Raw genomic sequence first — 20,132 nt, 5'->3', positions numbered from 1 at the left:
ATAGGGATCGAGAAGACCGAGATGGCAGAAGACATCATCCAAATTCAAGATCAGTACTACATCCGGGCCAGCGCCTCTTGGGTGGAGGCACGCTCTCATGTTCTCAAGCATGACAACTGCTTTGCCATCTTTGACCGGCGAGGGAACATGCGCCCCCTCGGCATCCGGGATCATGGCCTCTTCCGGGACGACACCCGCTTTTTGTCCCGCTGGGTGTTGGACTTGCAGGGAAAGCAGTTCCTGCTGCTCAGCTCAGAGGTGCGGGAAGACAAAGATATTTTGGCGGTGGATCTGACCAACCCGGAGTTCACCACCTCAGAGGGGCAGTTTATCGGTCAAGATACCCTGCATGTTCTACGGACTACTTTTCTGTGGAACAACGTAGCCTACGAGCGCATTCGCATTCACAACTACGGCTCGGAGCCGTTTCGCGTGCCGATTACCCTGCGCTTTGAGGCGGACTTTGCCGATATTTTTGAGATCCGGGGCATCCGACGGGCCCAGCGGGGTCAAGTGCTGCCGGCCCAGGTGAACCCTGAGGGAGTGGTTCTCCGCTACCGCGGCTTGGATGGAGTGGAGCGGCAAACCCAGTTGCAATTTTTGCCGGCGCCGGAGCTAGTGTCGGAGAAGCTGGCGCAGTGGTGGGTGCCTTTGGCCCCGCAGGAGGAACGGGATTTGGAGCTGAGGGTGATCTGCAGCTACGGCGGGGAGGAGATCGCCCCTTTGACCTACCAGGAGGCTCTGCAGGCGGAGCGGGAGCAAAGGGCTTCCTTGCGGGCGCAAGCCCACCGGATCGACACCGGCAATGCTCAGTTTAACGATTGGCTCAACGCCTCACGGGATGATCTGCTGATGATGCTCACCCGCACTCCCTACGGGCTTTATCCCTATGCGGGGGTGCCTTGGTTTACCACGGTCTTCGGGCGCGATGCCCTGATCACCGCCCTGGCCACTCTCTGGTGGTTTCCAGACTTGGCGCGGGGGGTGCTGCTGTATCTGGCGGCCCACCAGGCCCAGGAGGTGGATCCCAGCCGCGATGCCGAGCCTGGCAAGATCCTGCATGAGCAGCGCTCCAGCGAGATGGCCAAGACGCGCGAGATCCCCTTTGGCAATTATTTCGGCAGCATTGACTCCACCCCTTTGTTTGTGGTGCTAGCAGGGCGCTACGTGCGCCGCAGCGGCGATCTAGAGCTGTTGCGGCAGCTCTGGCCAAACATCGAAGCAGCCCTGCACTGGATGGACACTTACGGGGATGCGGACGGGGACGGCTTTTTGGAGTATGCCGGCAAGGCGCGGCGGGGCCTGCGCAACCAGGGCTGGAAAGATTCTGAAGATGCCATCTTCTACCCGGACGGATCCCTGGCAGAACCCCCCTTGGCCCTGTGCGAGGTGCAGGGCTATGCCTACGAAGCTAAGCAGTTGGCAGCAGAGATGGCCGAGCTGCTGGGGCGGCAAGAGCAAGCAGCCCAGTTGCGACAACAAGCGGAAAAGCTGCAGCAGCAGTTTTGGGATCACTTCTGGTGCGAAGAGTTGGGGGGCTATGCCCTGGCTTTGGATGGCCAGAAGCAACCCTGCCGGGTGCGCAGCTCCAACATGGGCCACTGTCTGTTTTCGGGGATTGCCCATCCCGAGCATGCTGCCTGCATTGCCCGGCAACTGCTGGAGCCAGCTTTCTTCAGCGGCTGGGGGATCCGCACAGTGCCGGAGGGAGAGGGGCGCTACAACCCCATGTCCTACCACAATGGCTCCATCTGGCCCCACGACAATGCCTTGATTGCCGCAGGCTTATCTCGCTATGGCTTCAAGGGCGAAGCGGTGCGGGTCTTGACAGCGCTGTTCGATGCCAGCCAGTTTCTGGAGCTGAAGCGGCTGCCTGAGCTGTTTTGTGGCTTTCGGCGGCGACAGCGGGAGGGCCCCACCCTTTATCCGGTGGCCTGTCTGCCCCAGTCTTGGGCGGCGGCCAGTGTGTTTTTGCTGCTGCAGGCTTGTCTGGGGCTGGAGATCGACGGGCTGGCTCAACGGGTACATTTAACCAAGCCCACTCTGCCCCTGTGGCTGCCCCATGTCATTCTTGAGAATGTGCAGGTGGGCCAGGGATCCCTGGACATCGGCCTCTATTTACAAGCGGGGGGAGTGGGGATCAACATTCTCAGGAGTGCGGGGGACGTGGAGTTGACGGTGAAATAGTTGCAAAATTCAAGACATCCGCAACCCAACCTACAACTAAGTTTCACCTGCCAAATGTGGCGATAGGGACACAACTCAACAGTTCAGACAGCCTCTCCCTATCCCACATCATCAGATGCATCATCAGACACGTCATCAGAAGTTCTACTCTTGAATGTAGAGCTGATCCAAATTCCACAAGGGCCCCAGAATAGGTCGGGGATCCACCCCTTGAATGCGGTTGCGCAGGGCCGAGAGAACCAGGGGGTTAAAAGTGCCGATTTGGGGCAGTTGTTCCTGAATGATGATTTGAAACCGGTCGTAGAGGGCTTTGCGCTTCTCAAACTCCAGTTCCCGCACCCCTTCAATAAAGATGCGGTCGATCTCCCGTTCCCAATCGCTGACCTCAACCCCTTCTGCCGGGTTGCCGGGCAAATCTCCCAGATTGAAGAGGTGCAAACGGCCATCGCTGCGCCAGATGTTGGAGCCGTTGTTGGGCTCGGTGCCGCCGCCACCAAAGCCCAGCAGCAGGGTTTCCCAGTCGCGGCTATCGGTGCGCTGCACCAGGGTGTTGAAGGCGATGGGGGTAAAATCAACGGTGATGCCGATCCGCTCCAGATCAGCTTTGATCAACGCGCCGGTGGCCTCCCGCTGATTGTTGCCGGCGTTGGTGAGCAAGGTGAAACGGACACGGTTGCCCTCGGAATCCCGCAGGTGGCCCTCAGCATCATAGGTGTATCCGGCATCGAGGAGCAGTTGCCGCGCTTTTTCAGGGTTGTAGTCGTAGGTGGGCAAGCCCTCTTCGGGGCTGAGGTAGAAAGGGCTGGCGGGGGAGAAGACCGAGTGCTGGATCTCGCCCAACCCTTGCAGGACGCTATCGACGTAAAACTGCCGGTTCATGGCGTGGGCCACCGCCCGGCGGAAGTTCAAATCGTTAAACCAGCGGCTTTTGACGGGATCCACAAAAGGCCGCCCGGTCTGGGGGTTACGGGCGCGGCTGAGGTTGAAGGCAAAGAAATAGTTGTTCAATGTCTGGCCGAGATTGTAGATGGTGAACTGATCCCGTTCTTCTTCCCGCTTCAAGAGCTGAAAATCTCTCCCCCGCACCGAAAACACGTCGGTCTCGCCGGAGCGAAACTGCAGCAGCGCGGTGTCCTCTGAGTCCACAATGCGCAGGATTACCCGTTCAATGCGCGGGATCCCTTCCCCTTTCCAGTAATAGGGGTTGGGCCGGTACACCAGCCGCTGGCCGGGGGTGTATTCCTGCAAGATATAGGGGCCGGCCCCCACCAACTCCTGCACCGGCGTGTCGATACCCCAGGTTTGCAAGAAAAGGGGGTTGCCCTGGCTGTCCACCTGCTCGACGGTGGGCTCGAGGATGTGCTTGGGCAAAATGGGGGATCCCGCCTGCAGCAGAAAGGGAGCGAAGGGCTCCGGTAAAATAAACTCAATCCGCCGCTCGTCCAGGGCCCGCACCTGAGGCAGTGCTCCAGCTTCTCCAATTCGCTGCACATCCCGCGCAGAAGTCGGGATCCGCTCGTTGAAGATGATGCGGTTAAAGGTAAAGTCCACATCTGCTGCTGTCAGAGGCTCTCCATCCGACCAGCGCAGCCCTTCCCGCAAGGTAAAGACATAGCGCAAGCCGTCCTCAGACACTTCCCAGCCTTCCGCCAGCTCCGGCTTGGGCAGGAGGGTATCTTCATCGAGGGTGACCAGGCCCGCCTCTAGGTAGGCGATGGCGTCGCGGCTGGAGCTCTCGGTGGCCAGATAGGTGTTGAAGGTTTTGGGATCCGAGGTAACGGTGGCAATGAGATGGGGCGGGCGGGCGGGAGCAGCACAGGCGCCAAGCCAGAGGAGGAGGATCCCTAGGAATAGGGGAACAAAAAGGCTTCTCTTGAGCTGCTCTGTTGAGGTGGTGTTTTGGCCTGCCATTTCCTTGGCTGAGTATCCGAGCAAGTTTGAAAGGGCCCGCCAGCGCCCCTCACCCCCAGCCCCTCTCCCAATCGAGGCAGCAGGGGGTTGCACGGCAATTGGGGCAAACTTTTGAAGCGGTTGCTTGCCAGTTTGGCAGCTTGGGCAGCGCGATGACCAGGTGCTTCCCAGAAAGCGGCGGCTCAGCGTTCCAGCAACAGGACGACGGCAAAGGCGGCCATGGCTTCTCCCTGGCCGACGGGGCCCAGTTTTTCGTTGGTGGTGGCCTTCACGCCTACTTGTTTGGGCGATAGTTGCATGGCCTCGGCCAGGCGGGCCTGTATGGCGGGGATGTGGGGCTTGAGCTTAGGCTGCTCCGCTACCACGACGCTATCGACATTGGCAATGCGCCAGCCCTCTTGGCCTACCAGTTGCACCACCTGCTGCAAGAGGAGAATGCTGTCTGCCCCCTTCCAGCGCTCGTCTTCGGGGGGAAAGTAGTAGCCGATGTCCCGCAGGGCGGCGGCCCCCAGGAGAGCGTCCATGATGGCGTGGGTGAGCACGTCGGCGTCGCTGTGGCCCAACAGCCCTTTTTCGTAAGGGATCCGGATCCCACCTAGGATCAGGGGGCGCCCCTCGACGAGGCGGTGGATGTCATAGCCCTGGCCAATGCGCACTGTTCCGGCTCCCTTGGGAAAACCATCGAGACCTCTGCCACTTCCTCCCAAGAGCTTGGCTCACGGGGAGAGGACAAGCGGCTTTTGAGAACGACCTCTCTCTATTCTGCCGACTCGAGAGGGGAGTAGCAGATGGGACAAGAAGAGCCACTGTAGCAGTCAAAGCAGATGAGGTGGGATTTCCCGTAGGGATTGGCGCAGCGCTTGGCCCACTGATAATCGCTGTAGCTAAGATCTTTTCCGCAAACGTCACATCTGGCCATCTCGCTTTCTTCTCCTCAAGCTTCCGAATTAAAACACCACACTAGAGAGATGATCCTAATCGATCCCTGAGCCCCAGCTTGAGAGAAACTATCCCCCAGCCCTGTCCAGAAGGGGATCCTGCCGCCCACAGGGGATCCCGTCTTCGAGAGGCGTCCAGCCCGGCTGCCAAAGATCCCGGTTCTTCAGGGTGGCCGCGTTGACCCAGAGGCGCACCTGGGGATCGCAGACGGCTCTGAGCTCGGCAAACACCACTCCCCCTTCCCCCTGTTGGCGGGCAGTGACCTGAAAATGTCGCCAACCCATGACGGGCTGAGCGGAAGTCCACTTGGAGCCAAGCAGATGGGGAAAGCGCTGTTTTTGGCGGGGCTTGCTGCGGGCCATGGGTTGAGAACTTGTTGCCACCCTTGCCTGTGGGCGAGCAGGTCTGCTGTCGGCTTCTGAGAACGGGATGAAGTTGGATCGGGAAGATCGATATGATGGCTAGGGGTGCTATGGCATCCCAACCTACCCACTTAGCCTATCCAACAATGGTGCAAAACGGGCAAAAGCTCGGGTTCTTTTGGCGTCAGGTGTTCCTGAAAGGGATCCTCCTGCTGCTCATCCTGGGCGGTCTGGTTTTGGGAACGGGACTGCCTCTGGTCGCGGCAAGTAGTCCTACTCTCTCCGGAAAGCTGACGGGGCCAGAGTGGCGACAAGCAGACCCGGAGGCCAAGCAGGACTTTTGTCGCAAAGCCTTTCAAGCGTTTCGCGCCTCTCCTTCCCAAAGCTATATCATCAGCTCCAATGTGCAGGCTTTGACCCCAGAAGGTTTGTGTCGGCGCTTGGATCAGTTTTATCAGTATGCCGTCAACGACGAGATCCCCATCAACCAGGCGGCCAATATTGCCCCATTGCTGTTTTCAGACTTACCCCTGGAGCAGCCTTGATCCCTGTGGAGCGCTTGGTCTGCTGGGGACAAAGGCGGCGGGCGAGGATCTGGGCCCAGCTCTCAACAGTTTGGCCGGATCTAGACAGGCGTAGCCAGAGGTTCCGGGGGTGCAGGGAAAGGGAGCTGCTGCAGTTGGGGTTGGTGGGGGCGGATCCCCATTGCTTGGCGCATCAAAGCAGGCTTGAGCAGCGGCAAAACCTCCAGTCCCCACAGGCCCAGGCGACGCAAGACCAGCAACGGCCAGCTTCGGTTGGAAAAGAGGCGATTGGCAGCATCGGTTGCAAAAAGAACCAGCGCGTTTTCTGGGCGGCGACAGCGCTCGTAGGCTTTTAACAAAGCCGGATCGCCGGGATCCCGGCCCGCCATTTTGGCTTCGATCAACAGGGCAGCCAAGGCCGCCACATCCCGCATGCCCAGATTCGCTCCCTGCCCCCCCAGCGGATGGGTGGTGTGAGCAGCATCCCCCACCAAAGCTAGCCGGGATCCGATGTAGGTTTGGGCATGGGCCCGCTGTGGCTCATAACAGGCTCTGGGAGAGGCCGCCAGCAAGGCTCCCAACTGGGATCCAAAGCAGGGCCGGATGGCCTGCAAAAACTCAGCCTCAGACAAGCCCATCAGCCGATCTCGATCCCCTTGGCGCACTGTCCAGACGACGCAACTGCGATGGGGATCGGAGGTGGGCAAAATGGCGAAGGGACCGCTGACCTGAAAGCGCTCGTAGGCCACCTGCCGGTGAGGATGCTCATGGGTGAGGGTGGAAACGATGCACACCTGTCCATAGCCCCAGCGGGATAACGGGATCCCAGCCTGTTCCCGCAGCCGCGAACGGGCCCCATCTGCAACCACTAGCAGAGCAGCTCGCAGAGTTTGCCGGGATCCCTCCTGGGCCAGCTCTACCCGAATGTGATCTGCTGCAGGGGAGAAACTTTGCACCTGGGCGGGGCTGAAAAGGGTTACCGAAGGGCACTCGCGAATGCGCTGCAACAGGGCCTTTTGGGTGATTTGATTTTCCACGACGTAGCCCAGCGCCGGCGCTTGGAGCATCTCACGGCGCAGCTGAGCCACCCAGGGGCTTTCCCCATCAGAGACCTGAATGCGGTGAATGGGAGAAACTCCCCAGGCCTCCATAAGGGGCCATACCCCAATCCGCTGCAGAATGCGGGCTGTCCCCAGAGCCAAAGCGCTGGCTCGGCCATCGGGCCCCACCCCCTGCGAGAGATCCCGCCCCTCGATCAGCCCGACGCGGATCCCGGCCTGGCCCAAAGCGGCTGCTAAGGTGGATCCCACCATCCCAGCTCCGGCAATCACCACCTCGAAGTCCAGTCGCCTTGGCTTGGCTGCTGTCGGAGCAATGGCTAGGGGAGCAGCGGAAGTGGGCAAAAGGCTCATGGGCACTCACGGCAAGTGGGCTTAACTTCCATTCTAGGGTTCCTGCACCCGGCAGGCCGCTAAGGACAAGCGGCAAGTGGGGTCAAAGCGCCACAAAGGATCCCTTTTGATCTCAGCCCCTTTGTTTGCTGCTGCAGGGTGGAATCCCTGTGGGTAGCTGATACATTTACGCTGAACACTGCTGAACATCACTGTTCAACTATGCAGCGATAGCATTCTGTTTGTTTCCAACCAGAATGGCGGTATCCCGCAAAGCTTTGAGTAGAATACCCAAAGCGCAGTTTCCGTGTCGTCTTACTACCAATTTTCTGCTTTGCTTTGGCTACCATGTTGGCAGACTCGAAAGTAAACAGAAAGATCAACTGGTAGTAATCCGTACTGAACATATTATACATTATTTTCAGTATAGTTGAGCTTATTATTGACTAGAGTCATGCTCTCTGCTGATTGTTGCCCAGGGGGAGCGGGCTGGAACGGTGCGCACCAGAGTGACGTTGTTGGACGAAGGGGTTGGTGCTGGGACTCCATAGACGGCAGGGGGTCAGGGAAAAGCAGCTCTGAGCCATAGCCGATAATAGGACTGTCCTCTTGCCATCTCACTTTTATGCCCAGCTCCATCATTTCCCCGGAAAACCTGCTGGATCTTTGTGAACAGGGTGTACACAAGGCATTGGCTGCTGGAGCCGACCAGGCAGAAGTGTTTGCCAACTCAGGCCGGGAAACGGAAGTCACTTTTGAGAAAAATGACCTCAACCTGGCCCGCAGCAGCAGCGAGACCCTGTTCGGCATCCGGGTTTTCTGCGACGGCAGGCTGGGCTTTGCCACCTCCAACCGCCCGGAAGAGCTGGCCGAGACGGCGGCTGAGGCTGTAGCCATGGCCAAGGCTTCGCCGGCGGATCCCCTCAACGGGCTGCCGGAGCCCCAACCTTTGCCCCAGGTGCCCTTTGCCCTCGACCCAGGCCTGCTGGAACTGGATGCCGCCGAGCTGACCCAGTTGGGATCCCAATTGCTGGAGTGGGTGCGATCCAAAGACCCTCGCATCACCATCGACAGCGGCTCCCTCAGCGTTGAGGAAGAGACCCTGGCTATCGCCTCTTCCACCGGCATCCGCGCCAACTACCACAGTGTCGAGGCGGGGGGATCCCTGTTTGGCATGGCCATCGACGGGGACGAGGTGGGCAGCTTTGCCTACGACGGCGACAGTGTGCAGAAGCGGGCCGATCTGGTGCCGGCGCTGGAGCGGGCTTTTGATCGCTTTGTCCAAAAATGTGTGGGGGCGCTGGGGGCTGGCGAGGGGGAGAGCTTCCGCGGCCCCATTGTCCTGCCGCCAGATGTGGTGGAGGAGTTTCTAGGGGATCTCCTCTTTGTCTTGGGGGCGGATGCGGTGCGCAAAGGCAAAAGCCCTCTGGCGCAAAAAATGGGATCCCGGATCGCCAGCCCGTTGCTCACCGTGGTTTCTGAAGGCCTGGGCCTGCCCGGCTACCCCATTGAGCCCTTCGACCGCGAAGGGATCCCTCGCCAAATCACCCCCTTGGTTCACGAAGGGATCCTCTGCAACTTCATGTACAACAGCTACGAAGCTCGCGCTGCCGGGATCCCGTCCAACGGCCATGCCACAGGGGGGGCGGGCAGCCTGCCGGGGGTGGGGCCAGCTTGTTTGAGAGTGGCGCCGGGGACAACCCCCCTGTCCGAGCTCTACGCGATGGATCGAGGAGTTATCGTCACCCGCCTCTCCGGCAGCAGCAACCCCATTACCGGTGACTTTTCTGGGGTGGTGAAAGGGGGCTTCTTGGTCAAAGGCGGCGAGAAACGCCCCATCCTGGAGACCACCATTGCCGGCAATCTCTACGATTGTTTGCGCAATATCTCCGCCATTTCCCAGGAAGTAACGGTTTTCAACGGCACGGCTGCCTTTCCCGCCCTGCGCATTGAAGATGTATCCATCACTGCGGGCTAAGTAAAGCTAGGGGTGTCGAGATCCCGGCAACAGCGATTAACCTCATTCCCAAAAGCTGCGGAGTTGTTCCCATGGGCCAGGAGATCACCTGCCTCCGTTTTGGTACTGCAGACTTTGCTCAGTTTGCAGCTCGGCTCCAGCAAGAGACGAAGTTGCTCGAGCGCTGGTTGGCCGGTGCGCCGGGGCTGGATCCCGCCTGCCGGCCCTTTGCCCAGGGATCCCCGGTGGGCGGGTTTGAGCTGGAGGCATGGCTGGTGACCCCTCAGGGGGATCCGGCCCCGATCAACTCAGCCTACCTGGAAGCGGTGAACGATCCGCTGGTGGTGCCGGAACTGGCCCAGTTTAACGTGGAGATCAACAGCCGGCCCCAAGTTTTGACCGGCTTGGCTCTGCGGCAGTTTCAGCAAGAGCTGGGCCAAACGTGGGATCGCTGTTGCCGGGTGGCCGAACACTTGCAGGCGGGGTTGATGATGATCGGGATTTTGCCCACGGTGCAGCAAAAGCAACTGACCTTGGAGATGATCTCCCCCCGCAAGCGTTACCTGGCCCTCAATGAGCAAATCCTGAACTTGCACCGGCGCGAGCAATCCCAAGCGATCCCTTCCCTGGGGCTAGATATCGAAGGACCGGCTGGGCGGTTGCGGGTTACCCACCCGGACATCATGCTGGAGGCGGCGACCACCTCCTTTCAAATCCATCTGCAGGTATCCCCCCAACAGGCGGCCCGTTACTTCAACGCTTCCCTGCTCGTGTCAGCCCCCTTGGTGGCGCTGGCGGCCAATTCCCCCTACCTGTTCGGGCACGATCTGTGGGCAGAAACCCGCATCCCTTTGTTTGAGCAAGCTTTGGATGGGCCACCCCCGCCCTCCCCCACCCACTGCCCCCGCGTCACCTTCGGGCAAGGCTATGTACAGGGATCCCTAATGGAGCTGTTCTGGGAAAACCTGCATCGCTACCCGGTGGTATTGCCACAAAAGTTAGCCACTTCCCCATCAGAGCTGGCCCATTTGCGCCTCCACAACGGCACCATCTGGCGCTGGAACCGACCCCTCATCGGCTTGGATCCCGTTCCCCACTTGCGCATCGAACAGCGGGTGGCAGCGGCAGGCCCAACCCTACCCGACATGATCGCCAACGCGGCCTTCTACTTTGGCCTGGTACAAGCCTTGGGATCCCAGCCCGTTTCCCCCGAGCAGGAGCTAAGCTTTGCCCAGTGCCGCGCCAATTTCTACACGGCGGCCCGCTTCGGCCTGGAGGCCCCCATCACTTGGCTCAAGGGTTGGCAGGGATCCCTGCGCCAATTGCTGCTGGAAGAGCTGATCCCCCAAGCAGAGGCGGGTTTGGTTCAACTGGATCTGGCCCCCTCCGATATTCAGGAGTACCTGGACATTCTCCGCGCCCGGGTGGAGTCGGGGCAGAATGGGGCCACCTGGCAGCGCCGCTACGTGGCTCGGCATGGTAAAGATATGCAACAATTGACCTGTGCCTACTGGGAACGGCAGCGGCAAGGCCAACCGGTACACACCTGGGATCTCAACTAGGGCTCTCCCCACAGCCAGTTGCACCAGCGGTGGGCCACCGCAGCGGCAGGGTGGACCCTTGCTCAAATTTCGAGCGGGCAGATTCTTGCTCAGAGGGTCTTTCGCGACCCGAGCTACCGCAGCGAAACGGTTCATTTGGACTCCCGCTCCCTCCCACTCTAGGGCCGGAAGCCAGAAGTTTGAATCGAGCCTCTTAGCCCAAACAGCATGCTCACCGTTCTCGATCATCTACCGGATCAACTGCTGGATCTAGAGGCCCATCAGCTTTACGACCGATTGGGTGGGCCAACCCTCATCCATCTGCCGGGACGACGGGATCCCGCCCTGTTTGTGTCCGTCCTGCTGCACGGCAACGAAACCACCGGCTGGCAGGCGGTGCGACAGCTTCTCCGCCGCTACAGTCCTCTGCACCGCTGCCGCGAACGGGAATTGCCCCGCTCCCTTTCCCTCTTCATCGGCAATGTTCAGGCAGCCCGTCAAGGACAACGGCGGCTGGACGGCCAACCCGACTACAACCGCATTTGGGGCTCCGGCTCCACCCCCGAGCACGCCATGGCCCAGGCCGTCCTTCAGCAAATGCAGCAGCGGGGCGTTTTTGCCAGCGTCGATATCCACAACAACACGGGCACCAACCCCCACTACGCCTGTGTCAATCACCTGGATGCCCCTACCCTGCACCTGGCCACCTTGTTTGGGCGCACCGTCCTCTATTTCACCAAGCCAGAAGGGGTGCAGAGCATGGCCTTCGGGCGCTTCTGCCCGGCGGTGACCCTGGAGTGTGGCAAGCCGGATCAGCCCCACGGCACCCAGCATGCCTACGAATTTCTGGAAGCCTGCCTGCACCTGTCGGCGATCCCGCAGCGCCCTGTCTTCCGCCAAGATATCGACCTCTTCCACAGCGTCGCCATTGTCAAAATCCCGGATCAGGTGAGCTTCAGCTTTGGGGAAGAGGATGGCAACCAAGAGGGATCCCCCTCCCACATCCGCTTCCCGCCGGATTTGGATCTCCTCAATTTTCGGGAGCTTCCCCCTCACACCCCCATTGGCTGGACGAACAACGGCTTCCACCTGGAGGTGCAAGACGAGCAGGGCCAAAATGTGGCGGATCGCTTTTTCTATGCCTGCAATGGAGAAATTCGCACCAGCGTGCCCATCATGCCGGGCATGCTCACCCTCAATAGCCGCATCATCCGCCAAGACTGCCTCTGCTACCTGATGGAGCGCTACCCCCTGGTGGGCTGAGCCGGGCTGCCAATTTCCCCGAGGGGATCCCCAAACCAGAACAGGTGGTGCTCCCCACCCCTGCAATAACAGACTCCCCGCTGGCCGCTGTACCCGTCCGCCGAGGGATGGTGGGTACGCTAACGTGGGACAGAGCGACCCCTGCAAGCCCTATCCTGAAAACTGCCAACGGCACGCTGAGCCCACGGGATCCCTATGTTGCGCCTGCTGCGGATCGAGAACTTTGCCCTGATCGAGCAATTGGAGATCCCTTTTCGAGCGGGGCTGAACGTGCTCACCGGAGAAACCGGGGCCGGCAAATCCATCATCCTCGATGCGCTGGATGCAGCTCTAGGAGGTACAGCTCGGGCTCTGCGAACTGGCAGCGAACGAGGTCTGGTGGAAGCGATCTTCAGTCCTAATCCTGAACTGCAAGCCTGGCTAGAACAAGAGCACATCGACCCCCTAGAGGAGGGCCTGGTTTGTAGTCGCGAGCTGGTGTTGCGCAACGGCAAGCTCACCAGCCGCCTGCGGGTGAATGGGGTGCTGGTGAACAAAGCCCAGATGCTCAACCTGCGGGCCAAATTGGTAGAGATCACTGCCCAGGGGCAAACCGTTCAAATCCAATCTCCCCAAACCCAGCGCCGTTGGCTGGACGACTTTGGCGGCGAAGAGTTGTTGCGAACACGGGCGGAGGTGGCTGCCCTTTACCAAACCTGGAACCAACTGAAAACAGAGGTGGAATCCCGCCGGCAAAACCAACAACTGCGCCTGCAACGGCTAGACCTACTGGAGTTTCAAGCGCAAGAGCTGGCCGCCCTGCGCCTGGAGGATCCCGACGAAATGGCCAAGCTGGAGCGGGAACGAGAGCGCCTGGCTCACCGGGTGGAACTGCAACAGCAAAGCTACGCAGCTCACCAACTGCTCTACCAAAACGATAGTGGCTCACCGGCCATCGCCGACCTGTTGGGCCAGGTAGAGCGGCTGCTCCAGACCATGACCCAGCGGGATCCCGACCTAGCCCCTCTGGCGGAAATGGTCAGCAGCGCTCTCATTCAGGTGGAGGAGGTGGGGCGGGAGCTGGTTCGCTACGGCGAGACGCTGGAGGCGGATCCCGGTCGGTTGAACAAAATTGAACGGCGCTTGGCGCAACTCAGACAAGCCTGCCGCAAATACGGCCCGACCTTGGCCGAGGTGATGGCCCATGCGGAGCGGGTGCAGACGGAGTTGGCCCAACTGCGAGGAGACAACACCGACCTAGAGGAATTGCAGGTGCGGCTGGACAAAGCTGCCCAAGACCTGGAGCGCCATTGCCAGGTGCTCTCTCAACTGCGGCAACAAGCGGCCTGTCAACTGGAAAAGGCCCTCATAGAAGAGCTCAGGCCGCTGGGGATGAGCGCAGTGCAATTCCAGGTGCAGATCCAACCCGGCCCCCCGACGGCAGAGGGGGTGGATCAGGTGAGTTTTTGGATTAGCCCCAACCCGGGTGAGCCTCTTCAGCCCTTGGCCAGCATCGCCTCCGGCGGCGAGATGAGCCGTTTTCTGCTGGCCTTGAAAGCCGTATTCAGCCGCATTGATCCGGTGGCCACCATGGTTTTCGACGAGATCGATACCGGCGTGTCCGGCAAAGTGGCGCAAGCCATCGCCACCAAGCTGCACAGCATTGCCCGAGATCACCAGATCCTCTGCGTCACCCACCAACCCCTGATCGCTGCCCTGGCGGATCACCACCTGCGGGTTCACAAGGTGGTGCACCAAAAGCGAACTTCTGTGCGGGTGGAGCTTTTGGGAGAACGGGAACGCCGCGAAGAACTGGCCCAACTCACTGCCGGTCACTCTGCCCAAGAAGCGATGACGTTTGTGGAGGCTCTTCTCAACCAAGCAGCTCAACTGCGCAAGCAGCAACTGGCCAGTCCCGCTTGACTCTCCTCTCCTTTTGTTTTGAGTGAGGGGAGGGGGGTGAGGGCCTCACCCGCCCAAGAACAGCTCCAGCACCTCAGGATTGTTCAACAAGTTGGGGCCAGTATCCTCAAAGCGGTTTTCTCCCGTGGACAAGACATAGCCCCAGTCCGCCATCTTCAGGGCCTGCTTGGCATTTTGCTCCACCATGAGGATGCTGATGCCAAGACGGTTGATCTCTTGCAGGAGGGCGAAGGTCTGTTCTATGTACAGCGGTGACAGGCCGGCGGTCGGCTCATCCAGCAACAACAACTGCGGCTCCACCATCAACGCTCGCCCTATGGCCAGCATCTGCCGTTGTCCACCCGATAGGGATCCCGCCGCTTGGCGTCGTTTCTCTTTCAGGGGTGGAAACAGCTCATAAACCCGCTCCAGTTGGGCGGCAGGGTTGTCGCGTCGGATGAAGGCCCCCATCTCCAGGTTCTCTTGCACGGTGAGGGAAGGAAAGACATTGTTGGTCTGGGGCACAAAGCCGATTCCCCGCTGCACCAGTTGCTCGGCAGGCAAGTGGGTGATGTCGGATCCCTGAAACAGCACTCGGCCTGAGCGGATGGTGGCCAAGCCAAATAAGGATTTCAGCACCGTCGATTTGCCGGCTCCATTGGGGCCGATGATCACCACAATTTGCCCGGGGTTCACCTTCAGGTGGATCCCTTTGAGGATGTCCACCCCCCGGTAGCCGCTGTAGAGATCCTGGATGTCCAGCAAAGGGGTCATGAGAGGGATCCCTCCGAAGGCAGAGGGGAGGGTTGGGGTGGGTTTAGGGAGTCGGCCAGTGCCACAGATCCCAAATAGGCCTCCCGCACGGCTGGGTTTTGTTTGATCTCCTCCATGGATCCCTGGGTGAGAACCTTGCCGGCAGCCATGACCACCACATGGTCGCAGAGACGGGTCACCAGATCCAGGTCATGCTCGATGATGCAAAAGGTGCAGCCGCGCTCGCGGTTGAGATACTCGATAAAGCGCATCAAATCCGCCAGCAGGGTGCGGTTGACGCCAGCCCCCGGCTCATCCAGCAGGATCACCCGTGCATCGGTCATCAAGGTACGTCCCAGTTCCAGGAGTTTTTTTTGCCCGCCGGAAAGGGTGACGGCCAGTTGATCCCGCAGATGGATCAGGTTCAGCCGTTCCAGAACCTCTTCCGCCCGAGCTTGCAGGTTGCGTTCTTGTCGTTGCACCTGCCGCCAACCGAACCAAGTGGCGAATAGGTTTTCCCCTATCTGGTTGGGGGGAACCACCATTAAGTTCTCCAAGACGGTCATGCGGCCAAACTCCCGCGGGATCTGAAAGGTGCGCACCAGCCCTCGACGGAACAGATGATGGGGGGGCAAGCCGGTGATGTCTTCCCCATCCAGCCAGATGCGCCCGCTGCTGGGCCGAATAAACCCGGCAATGATGTTAAAGAGCGTGGTCTTCCCTGCCCCATTCGGGCCGATCAAGCCCGTAATCCGACCGGTTTCGATGCGGAAGGAACAGTGATCCACCGCGCTAATGCCGCCAAACCGCTTGGAGATGTCGTCGATAACAATCACGCCGCTGCCTTGGGAAAACCCCGCCGACCGATGAGTTCAGTATTTCTCAAAATATAATGAGCCCAATGGCCGAGTTTGCCCATTATCCTTCCCGGATTCCTACAGGGGCAACTGCCTTTGGAGGCCGCAGCCAGCCCTACAGCAGCCAAGGAACGGGCGAGATCCTGAGTCTGGCCCGCCTGTTTTCCGGAGCCATCTTTTCTTGAGGAAGTGGGGAACGCTTTGAGGTGAGTCAACGTCTGACTGCTACGGTTCAACACTTGCTTGACTTTTGGGATCTGAGTTCTACTTTCCCTTCCCTCACAGGAGGTTGTTGGTTATGTCTCCCATGAACAAACTCACCCGACGGGCCTTTGCGGCGGCGGCTGCCCTGACGGCTGCTGCTCTTGCCACCACTCTGCTGCCCAGCACGGCTCAGCAGGCAACTCAAGGGCCGGTCAAAATCGGGGCTTTAATGTCTCTCACCGGGGATCTGCAGGCCTTCGGGGAAAACTGCCTCAAGGGGATCAAGCTGGCGATTGACCAAATCAACGCGGCTGGCGGCATTTTGGGATCCCCTGCCCAAGTGGTCGAAGCGGATGACCAGACGTCGGCTCAGCCAGCTATCGACGCAGCTCAACGGTTGGTCACCGTGGAGAAGGTGGCCGGCATCATCGGCGCCTTGGGCAGTGGCATCACCATTCCGGTGGCCACGACGGTTTCTGTTCCCAATCGGATCCCGCAAATTTCCCCCGCTTCCACCGCCCCCACCATCACCACCCTGGAGGACAACGATTTTCTGTTTCGCACAGTTCCTTCCGACGCCTACCAAGGGGTGGCCTTGGCCCAGATCACCCGTGAAGAGAAGCTGGAGCGCCTGGCGATTATTTACATTAACAACGACTACGGCCAGGGCCTGGCCGACAGCTTTAAGACGGCTTTTGAAAAGCGGGGCGGCACCATCACCAAGTCGGTTCCCTACGAGCCCGGCAAGGCTTCCTACCGCAGTGAGCTGACCCAACTGAAGGAAGGGGATCCCCAGGCGTTGGTGCTGATTGGCTACCCCGAAAACGGTGTGGTCATTTTGCGGCAAGCTTTGGAAGAAGGACTGTTTGACCGCTTTGTCTTCACCGATGGCATGCGCTCTCCCGACGTGGCAGCCCAGGTGGGAGCCGAAAAGCTAGAGGGATCCATCGGCGTTTCGCCTCAGGCCCTCACCGATAGCAAGGCTTACCAAATCTTTGCCGAAGCCTACAAAGCCGCCTACGGGGAGCTGCCCCCCACCCCCTACATCGACACCGCCTACGATGCCGCTTTTGTCCTGGCTCTGGCCATTCAGAAAGCCGGCAGCACCGATGGCACTGCTGTTCGGGATGCTTTGCGGGAAGTGGCCAATCCCCCCGGCACCGAGATCCTGCCCGGAGAGTGGGCCAAGGCGGTGGAGCTGATCGGCAAAGGGGAAGACATCTTCTACACCGGCGCCTCTGGATCCATCAACTTCGATGAGAATGGGGAAGTTGCCGGAACCTTTGCCCACTGGACTTTCCAAGGGGGGAAGGTGGTGGATCTGAAGGTGTTTGAGCCGGAGAGCTAATTTTCCCCTACGGCTCCTGAGCGGGGGCCGGTTTCTCCTTCCGAGCATGCCTCTAACCCCCAAAACCCTGAACTTTGCTGAATTTACTGAGCTTTAGGCGGTTTGGCAAAAGTCATTGAGAGGGATATAGTAGACCAAGTTTCCCCCTGATCCTTGAGTCCACCGCAACGGTTGCCGGGAAGTGAAGGGGGAAAGCGCTCGGGGGGTATTCCTCAGGGCTTTGCGGGATACCGCCTTCCTGCTCAGAGATAGGCAGGATGCGATCGCTTCTTTCCTGAACCATGTTCAGGAGAGTTCAGCGTGAATGTATCAGCTCCATCAAGACAATCCAGACGAGCAAGACGGGCCTGCACAGAGTACCCTCTGCAGGCCTTTTTGTGGGTTTGGGCCGCGCGGCTGTACATCCCCAGCAGGGATCCCTCCCCATCACGTAGCTTTTTTTGCGGCAACTCAGCGGAGGGCAAAGCAGGCTAAAGTGTCGGCATCCTGGCGTCTTGTGGAGAATCCTCGATGTTGTCCACCCAACTCCTCCTCCCCGGAGTGGCAGCTCTGCTCGGCTTCGGGTTTGCTCCAGCCGTCCTGGCTCAGACTTCCCACACCCAGCAGATGGCGATCCTGAACGGCAACGCCACCACCCTGCAAAGCAACGTCCTGCAAAACACCGTCCTGATCCTGCCCAACGTTCCCCCACAACAGTACGCCGACAGTTGGGGCTGGAGGAGCAGCCGCTCTTTGCCTCCCACTCCTGCTCCCATCACCGTCGTCATCCTCAACTCCCAAGTCAACCTAGCTGCCGAGGAAGTCGAGCCGAGGTCTTGCGGCCAGCGCTGTAGGGGATCCCTGCGCCTGCCTTGAGCGGGGGAGGCTGCTTTTTGCACTCCAGACTGCCCAAGTCCGCAATCCGGTTCGCGGCCACGCTCGGATCTGGGTGGATGGGGATTGATATAATCCAGGGCAATTGTCCGCTGCTGGGCGGCAGAGGGTTTTAACGCAAGCTTGGCCCGGCTCTGCAATCTTGCTTTTTGGTGTGCGAGGGATCCCCATGAATCGTTCCAGGCAACTTCGCCCTTGGCTAACTTCAGCGCTCACCCGCGGGATGGTGCTCTGCACCGCTTTTGCGTTTGCTGAAGCGTCCCGTAGCGCTCTGCTGATGGGATCCCCGGCTTGGGCGCAATCGGTTCCTCAGCCCGGCACCCTCGACCTGCGCACCGGTGGCGACACCCCCGCCCAGCCCTCCCCCACCCCACCCCCCACTGCCGGCGAGCCAGAAGTGTTGGTAGCGGAGGTAGTGGTTGAGGGCACTGAAGATCCGGAGCTGATCAACCGGGTTTACAGCGTCATCCGCACCCGCGCCGGCGAGGTTTCCACCCGATCCCAGTTGCGGGAAGACATCAATGCCGTGTTTGCCACCGGATTGTTTGCCGATGTGCGGGCAGTGCCTTCCGATACGCCTTTGGGAGTGCGGGTCACCTTTGAGGTCAAGCCCAACCCAATCCTGAAAGCCGTGCGCACGGAAGGGGCGAAAGTTCTGGATCCGGAAGTGCTGCGGGCCGCCTTTGCCGACCAGGAAGGGCGGGTGCTCAACTTCGGCGAGCTGCAACTGGCTGTGGCCGAGATTGAACAGTGGTACGCCGATAAGGGTTACGTGCTGGCCAAAGTGACGGATGTGCGCTCCTCTGAAGACGGCACCATCACCCTGGAGATCGCCGAAGGGGTGATCGAGGATATTCGCGTTCAGGGCAACACCAAAACCCGTGACTTCATCATCACCCGCGAGTTGAAGTCCAAGCCGGGGGATGTGTTTAACCGCAACCAAATCCAGGAAGACCTGCAGGCGGTTTTTAATCTCAACCTGTTTCAAGATGTGAATGTGGGGCTCAACCCCGGCCAGGATCCCGACAAGGTGGTGGTGGTGGTGAACGTGGAAGAACGTCGCACCGGTACCTTGGGCGGCACCATCGGCGTTAGCTCCGCCACAGGGGTCTTCGCCGGCCTCAACGTCTCCGAACAAAACTTGGGCGGCAACAACCAGAGTGCCAGCTTCAACGTGCAGGTGGGCACCAACGAAACCCTCTTCGACTTAAACTTCACCGACCCGCGGATTGCCACGCTGGACATTCCCACCTCCTACAACGTCAACATCTCCAACCAGCAGAGCTCCAGCTTTGTCTTTAATGAGGGATTCACCCTGCCCAATGGGGATCCCGTGCGCATCAACCGTCTTGGCGGCGGGGTGACTTTCTCTCGCCCGATTGGGGGCAATTGGCGGGCCAGCTTGGGCACCCGCATCCAATTTGTAGAAGCTCGCAACAGCAACGGGGAGCAGCAGCGCTTCGATGTGCTGGGCAACCCGATTACCTTCAGCGAGAGCGGCCAAGACAGCTACACCACCTTGCGGTTTGGCCTCGTCAACGACGCCCGCGACAACCCCAACAGCCCCAGCCAGGGCTCGGTCTTTCGCATCTCCACAGAACAGTCGGTACGTCTGTTTCAAAATGGCTTGAATGCCAACCGCCTCGAGGCCGGCTACAGCCAGTTCATTCCCGTCAACCTGTTTGAAACCCGCAGCGAGCGACCGCAGGTATTGGCCTTTGATGTGCGAGCAGGCACGACCATCGGCGACTTGGCTCCCTACGATGCTTTTGCCATTGGTGGCGGCAACTCGGTGCGGGGCTTTTTCGAGGGGGGTATCGGTTCCGGTCGCAGCTTTGCCACCGCAACCGCCGAATTGCGCTTTCCCATTTTCGACCCGGTGGGGGCAGTGGTCTTTGCCGACTACGGCACCGATTTGGGCAGTGGAGCTGCGGTGGCCGGCAATCCTGCAGCGGTGCGCAACAAGCCGGGCAGTGGTTTGGGGCTGGGGGTCGGCATTCGCATCCAATCTCCCTTGGGGCCGCTGCGCATCGACTACGCGGTTGGGCAAGGCGGAGCCGGCCAAGGCCAACTGCATTTCGGCATTGGCGAGAAGTTCTAACTTGGCCCGAGAAGTTCTAACTTGGCCGTGGATTTCCCTG

15 protein-coding genes and 1 pseudogene are annotated in these 20,132 nt (G+C 59.9%); 9 read left to right on the top strand and 7 right to left on the bottom strand.

Annotated elements, in window-relative coordinates; translation table 11 throughout:
* Positions 1 to 21 precede the first annotated feature (21 nt).
* On the top strand, positions 22 to 2,187 hold the full coding sequence (locus ACVWZF_RS05465) for an amylo-alpha-1,6-glucosidase (RefSeq protein WP_011432425.1): 2,166 nt from the start codon (positions 22 to 24) through the stop codon (positions 2,185 to 2,187).
* 144 nt (positions 2,188 to 2,331) lie between these two features.
* Here the strand turns inward: ACVWZF_RS05465 and ACVWZF_RS05460 are convergent, their stop codons facing one another.
* The 3 genes from ACVWZF_RS05460 to ACVWZF_RS05450 form a co-directional block, all read right to left on the bottom strand.
* Entirely contained in the window at positions 2,332 to 4,098 is a 1,767-nt protein-coding gene (locus ACVWZF_RS05460) for an ABC transporter substrate-binding protein (RefSeq protein ID WP_011432424.1), read from the bottom strand.
* A 182-nt stretch (positions 4,099 to 4,280) separates the two neighbouring features.
* Positions 4,281 to 4,754 (bottom strand): 2-C-methyl-D-erythritol 2,4-cyclodiphosphate synthase, encoded by a 474-nt coding sequence (gene ispF, locus ACVWZF_RS05455; protein WP_011429179.1) that lies wholly within the window; start codon positions 4,752 to 4,754, stop codon positions 4,281 to 4,283.
* A gap of 351 nt (positions 4,755 to 5,105) precedes the next feature.
* Positions 5,106 to 5,399: a TIGR02450 family Trp-rich protein gene (locus ACVWZF_RS05450; RefSeq protein ID WP_011432423.1), complete on the bottom strand. Its 294-nt coding sequence runs from the start codon at positions 5,397 to 5,399 to the stop codon at positions 5,106 to 5,108.
* Between the two features lie 110 nt (positions 5,400 to 5,509).
* On the opposite strand from ACVWZF_RS05450, the gene ACVWZF_RS05445 reads away from it, so the two are divergent.
* The gene (locus ACVWZF_RS05445; RefSeq protein ID WP_148202694.1) at positions 5,510 to 5,944 is read left to right on the top strand and encodes a hypothetical protein; all 435 of its coding nucleotides are present in this window, start codon (positions 5,510 to 5,512) and stop codon (positions 5,942 to 5,944) included.
* A gap of 80 nt (positions 5,945 to 6,024) precedes the next feature.
* Here ACVWZF_RS05445 and ACVWZF_RS05440 read toward each other — a convergent pair whose 3' ends face one another.
* Together ACVWZF_RS05440 and ACVWZF_RS05435 are read right to left on the bottom strand one after the other, a co-directional pair.
* Entirely contained in the window at positions 6,025 to 7,335 is a 1,311-nt protein-coding gene (locus tag ACVWZF_RS05440; protein WP_041436266.1) for a UbiH/UbiF/VisC/COQ6 family ubiquinone biosynthesis hydroxylase, read from the bottom strand.
* A gap of 199 nt (positions 7,336 to 7,534) precedes the next feature.
* Positions 7,535 to 7,718 (bottom strand): annotated as a pseudogene (locus ACVWZF_RS05435) (hypothetical protein); the annotation flags it as partial.
* A gap of 221 nt (positions 7,719 to 7,939) precedes the next feature.
* On the opposite strand from ACVWZF_RS05435, the gene ACVWZF_RS05430 reads away from it, so the two are divergent.
* The 4 genes from ACVWZF_RS05430 (at position 7,940) to recN (ending at position 13,977) form a co-directional block, all read left to right on the top strand.
* Positions 7,940 to 9,292, top strand: coding sequence for a TldD/PmbA family protein (locus tag ACVWZF_RS05430; RefSeq protein ID WP_011432420.1), 1,353 nt, complete (start codon positions 7,940 to 7,942; stop codon positions 9,290 to 9,292).
* Between the two features lie 71 nt (positions 9,293 to 9,363).
* On the top strand, positions 9,364 to 10,833 hold the full coding sequence (locus ACVWZF_RS05425; protein ID WP_457394659.1) for a glutamate-cysteine ligase family protein: 1,470 nt from the start codon (positions 9,364 to 9,366) through the stop codon (positions 10,831 to 10,833).
* Positions 10,834 to 11,040: 207 nt separating this feature from the next.
* Positions 11,041 to 12,075, top strand: coding sequence for a M14 family metallopeptidase (locus ACVWZF_RS05420; protein ID WP_457394662.1), 1,035 nt, complete (start codon positions 11,041 to 11,043; stop codon positions 12,073 to 12,075).
* A gap of 195 nt (positions 12,076 to 12,270) precedes the next feature.
* Complete coding sequence (gene recN, locus ACVWZF_RS05415; RefSeq protein ID WP_011432417.1) at positions 12,271 to 13,977, top strand: DNA repair protein RecN; 1,707 nt, start codon at positions 12,271 to 12,273, stop codon at positions 13,975 to 13,977.
* Between the two features lie 45 nt (positions 13,978 to 14,022).
* Here the strand turns inward: recN and ACVWZF_RS05410 are convergent, their stop codons facing one another.
* On the bottom strand, positions 14,023 to 14,730 hold the full coding sequence (locus ACVWZF_RS05410) for an ABC transporter ATP-binding protein (RefSeq protein WP_011432416.1): 708 nt from the start codon (positions 14,728 to 14,730) through the stop codon (positions 14,023 to 14,025).
* Positions 14,727 to 15,545 carry an ABC transporter ATP-binding protein gene (locus tag ACVWZF_RS05405; protein ID WP_011432415.1) on the bottom strand — a complete coding sequence of 273 codons (819 nt, stop codon included), beginning with the start codon at positions 15,543 to 15,545 and terminating at the stop codon, positions 14,727 to 14,729. Before ACVWZF_RS05405 ends, ACVWZF_RS05410 begins: the two co-directional genes overlap by 4 nt.
* A gap of 319 nt (positions 15,546 to 15,864) precedes the next feature.
* On the opposite strand from ACVWZF_RS05405, the gene ACVWZF_RS05400 reads away from it, so the two are divergent.
* The 3 genes from ACVWZF_RS05400 (at position 15,865) to ACVWZF_RS05390 (ending at position 20,092) form a co-directional block, all read left to right on the top strand.
* Positions 15,865 to 17,118 carry an ABC transporter substrate-binding protein gene (locus ACVWZF_RS05400; RefSeq protein ID WP_011432413.1) on the top strand — a complete coding sequence of 418 codons (1,254 nt, stop codon included), beginning with the start codon at positions 15,865 to 15,867 and terminating at the stop codon, positions 17,116 to 17,118.
* 510 nt (positions 17,119 to 17,628) lie between these two features.
* Positions 17,629 to 17,973, top strand: coding sequence for a hypothetical protein (locus ACVWZF_RS05395; protein ID WP_011432412.1), 345 nt, complete (start codon positions 17,629 to 17,631; stop codon positions 17,971 to 17,973).
* 187 nt (positions 17,974 to 18,160) lie between these two features.
* Positions 18,161 to 20,092, top strand: coding sequence for a BamA/TamA family outer membrane protein (locus ACVWZF_RS05390; RefSeq protein WP_148202693.1), 1,932 nt, complete (start codon positions 18,161 to 18,163; stop codon positions 20,090 to 20,092).
* Positions 20,093 to 20,132: the final 40 nt, after the last annotated feature.

It is taken from the genome of Thermostichus sp. OS-CIW-30 (assembly GCF_054060215.1).
Note: the sequence above shows the minus strand (reverse complement) of the source record. Positions and strands in the feature narration are given on the sequence as shown.

Coding starts and splice junctions, on each gene's coding strand:
- ACVWZF_RS05465 (WP_011432425.1), top strand. CDS start 22: ATGGCAGAAGACATCATCCAAATTCAAGATCAGTACTACATCCGGGCC.
- ACVWZF_RS05460 (WP_011432424.1), bottom strand. CDS start 4,098: ATGGCAGGCCAAAACACCACCTCAACAGAGCAGCTCAAGAGAAGCCTT.
- ACVWZF_RS05450 (WP_011432423.1), bottom strand. CDS start 5,399: ATGGCCCGCAGCAAGCCCCGCCAAAAACAGCGCTTTCCCCATCTGCTT.
- ACVWZF_RS05445 (WP_148202694.1), top strand. CDS start 5,510: ATGGCATCCCAACCTACCCACTTAGCCTATCCAACAATGGTGCAAAAC.
- ACVWZF_RS05440 (WP_041436266.1), bottom strand. CDS start 7,335: ATGAGCCTTTTGCCCACTTCCGCTGCTCCCCTAGCCATTGCTCCGACA.
- ACVWZF_RS05430 (WP_011432420.1), top strand. CDS start 7,940: ATGCCCAGCTCCATCATTTCCCCGGAAAACCTGCTGGATCTTTGTGAA.
- ACVWZF_RS05425 (WP_457394659.1), top strand. CDS start 9,364: ATGGGCCAGGAGATCACCTGCCTCCGTTTTGGTACTGCAGACTTTGCT.
- ACVWZF_RS05420 (WP_457394662.1), top strand. CDS start 11,041: ATGCTCACCGTTCTCGATCATCTACCGGATCAACTGCTGGATCTAGAG.
- recN (WP_011432417.1), top strand. CDS start 12,271: ATGTTGCGCCTGCTGCGGATCGAGAACTTTGCCCTGATCGAGCAATTG.
- ACVWZF_RS05410 (WP_011432416.1), bottom strand. CDS start 14,730: ATGACCCCTTTGCTGGACATCCAGGATCTCTACAGCGGCTACCGGGGG.
- ACVWZF_RS05400 (WP_011432413.1), top strand. CDS start 15,865: ATGTCTCCCATGAACAAACTCACCCGACGGGCCTTTGCGGCGGCGGCT.
- ACVWZF_RS05395 (WP_011432412.1), top strand. CDS start 17,629: ATGTTGTCCACCCAACTCCTCCTCCCCGGAGTGGCAGCTCTGCTCGGC.
- ACVWZF_RS05390 (WP_148202693.1), top strand. CDS start 18,161: ATGAATCGTTCCAGGCAACTTCGCCCTTGGCTAACTTCAGCGCTCACC.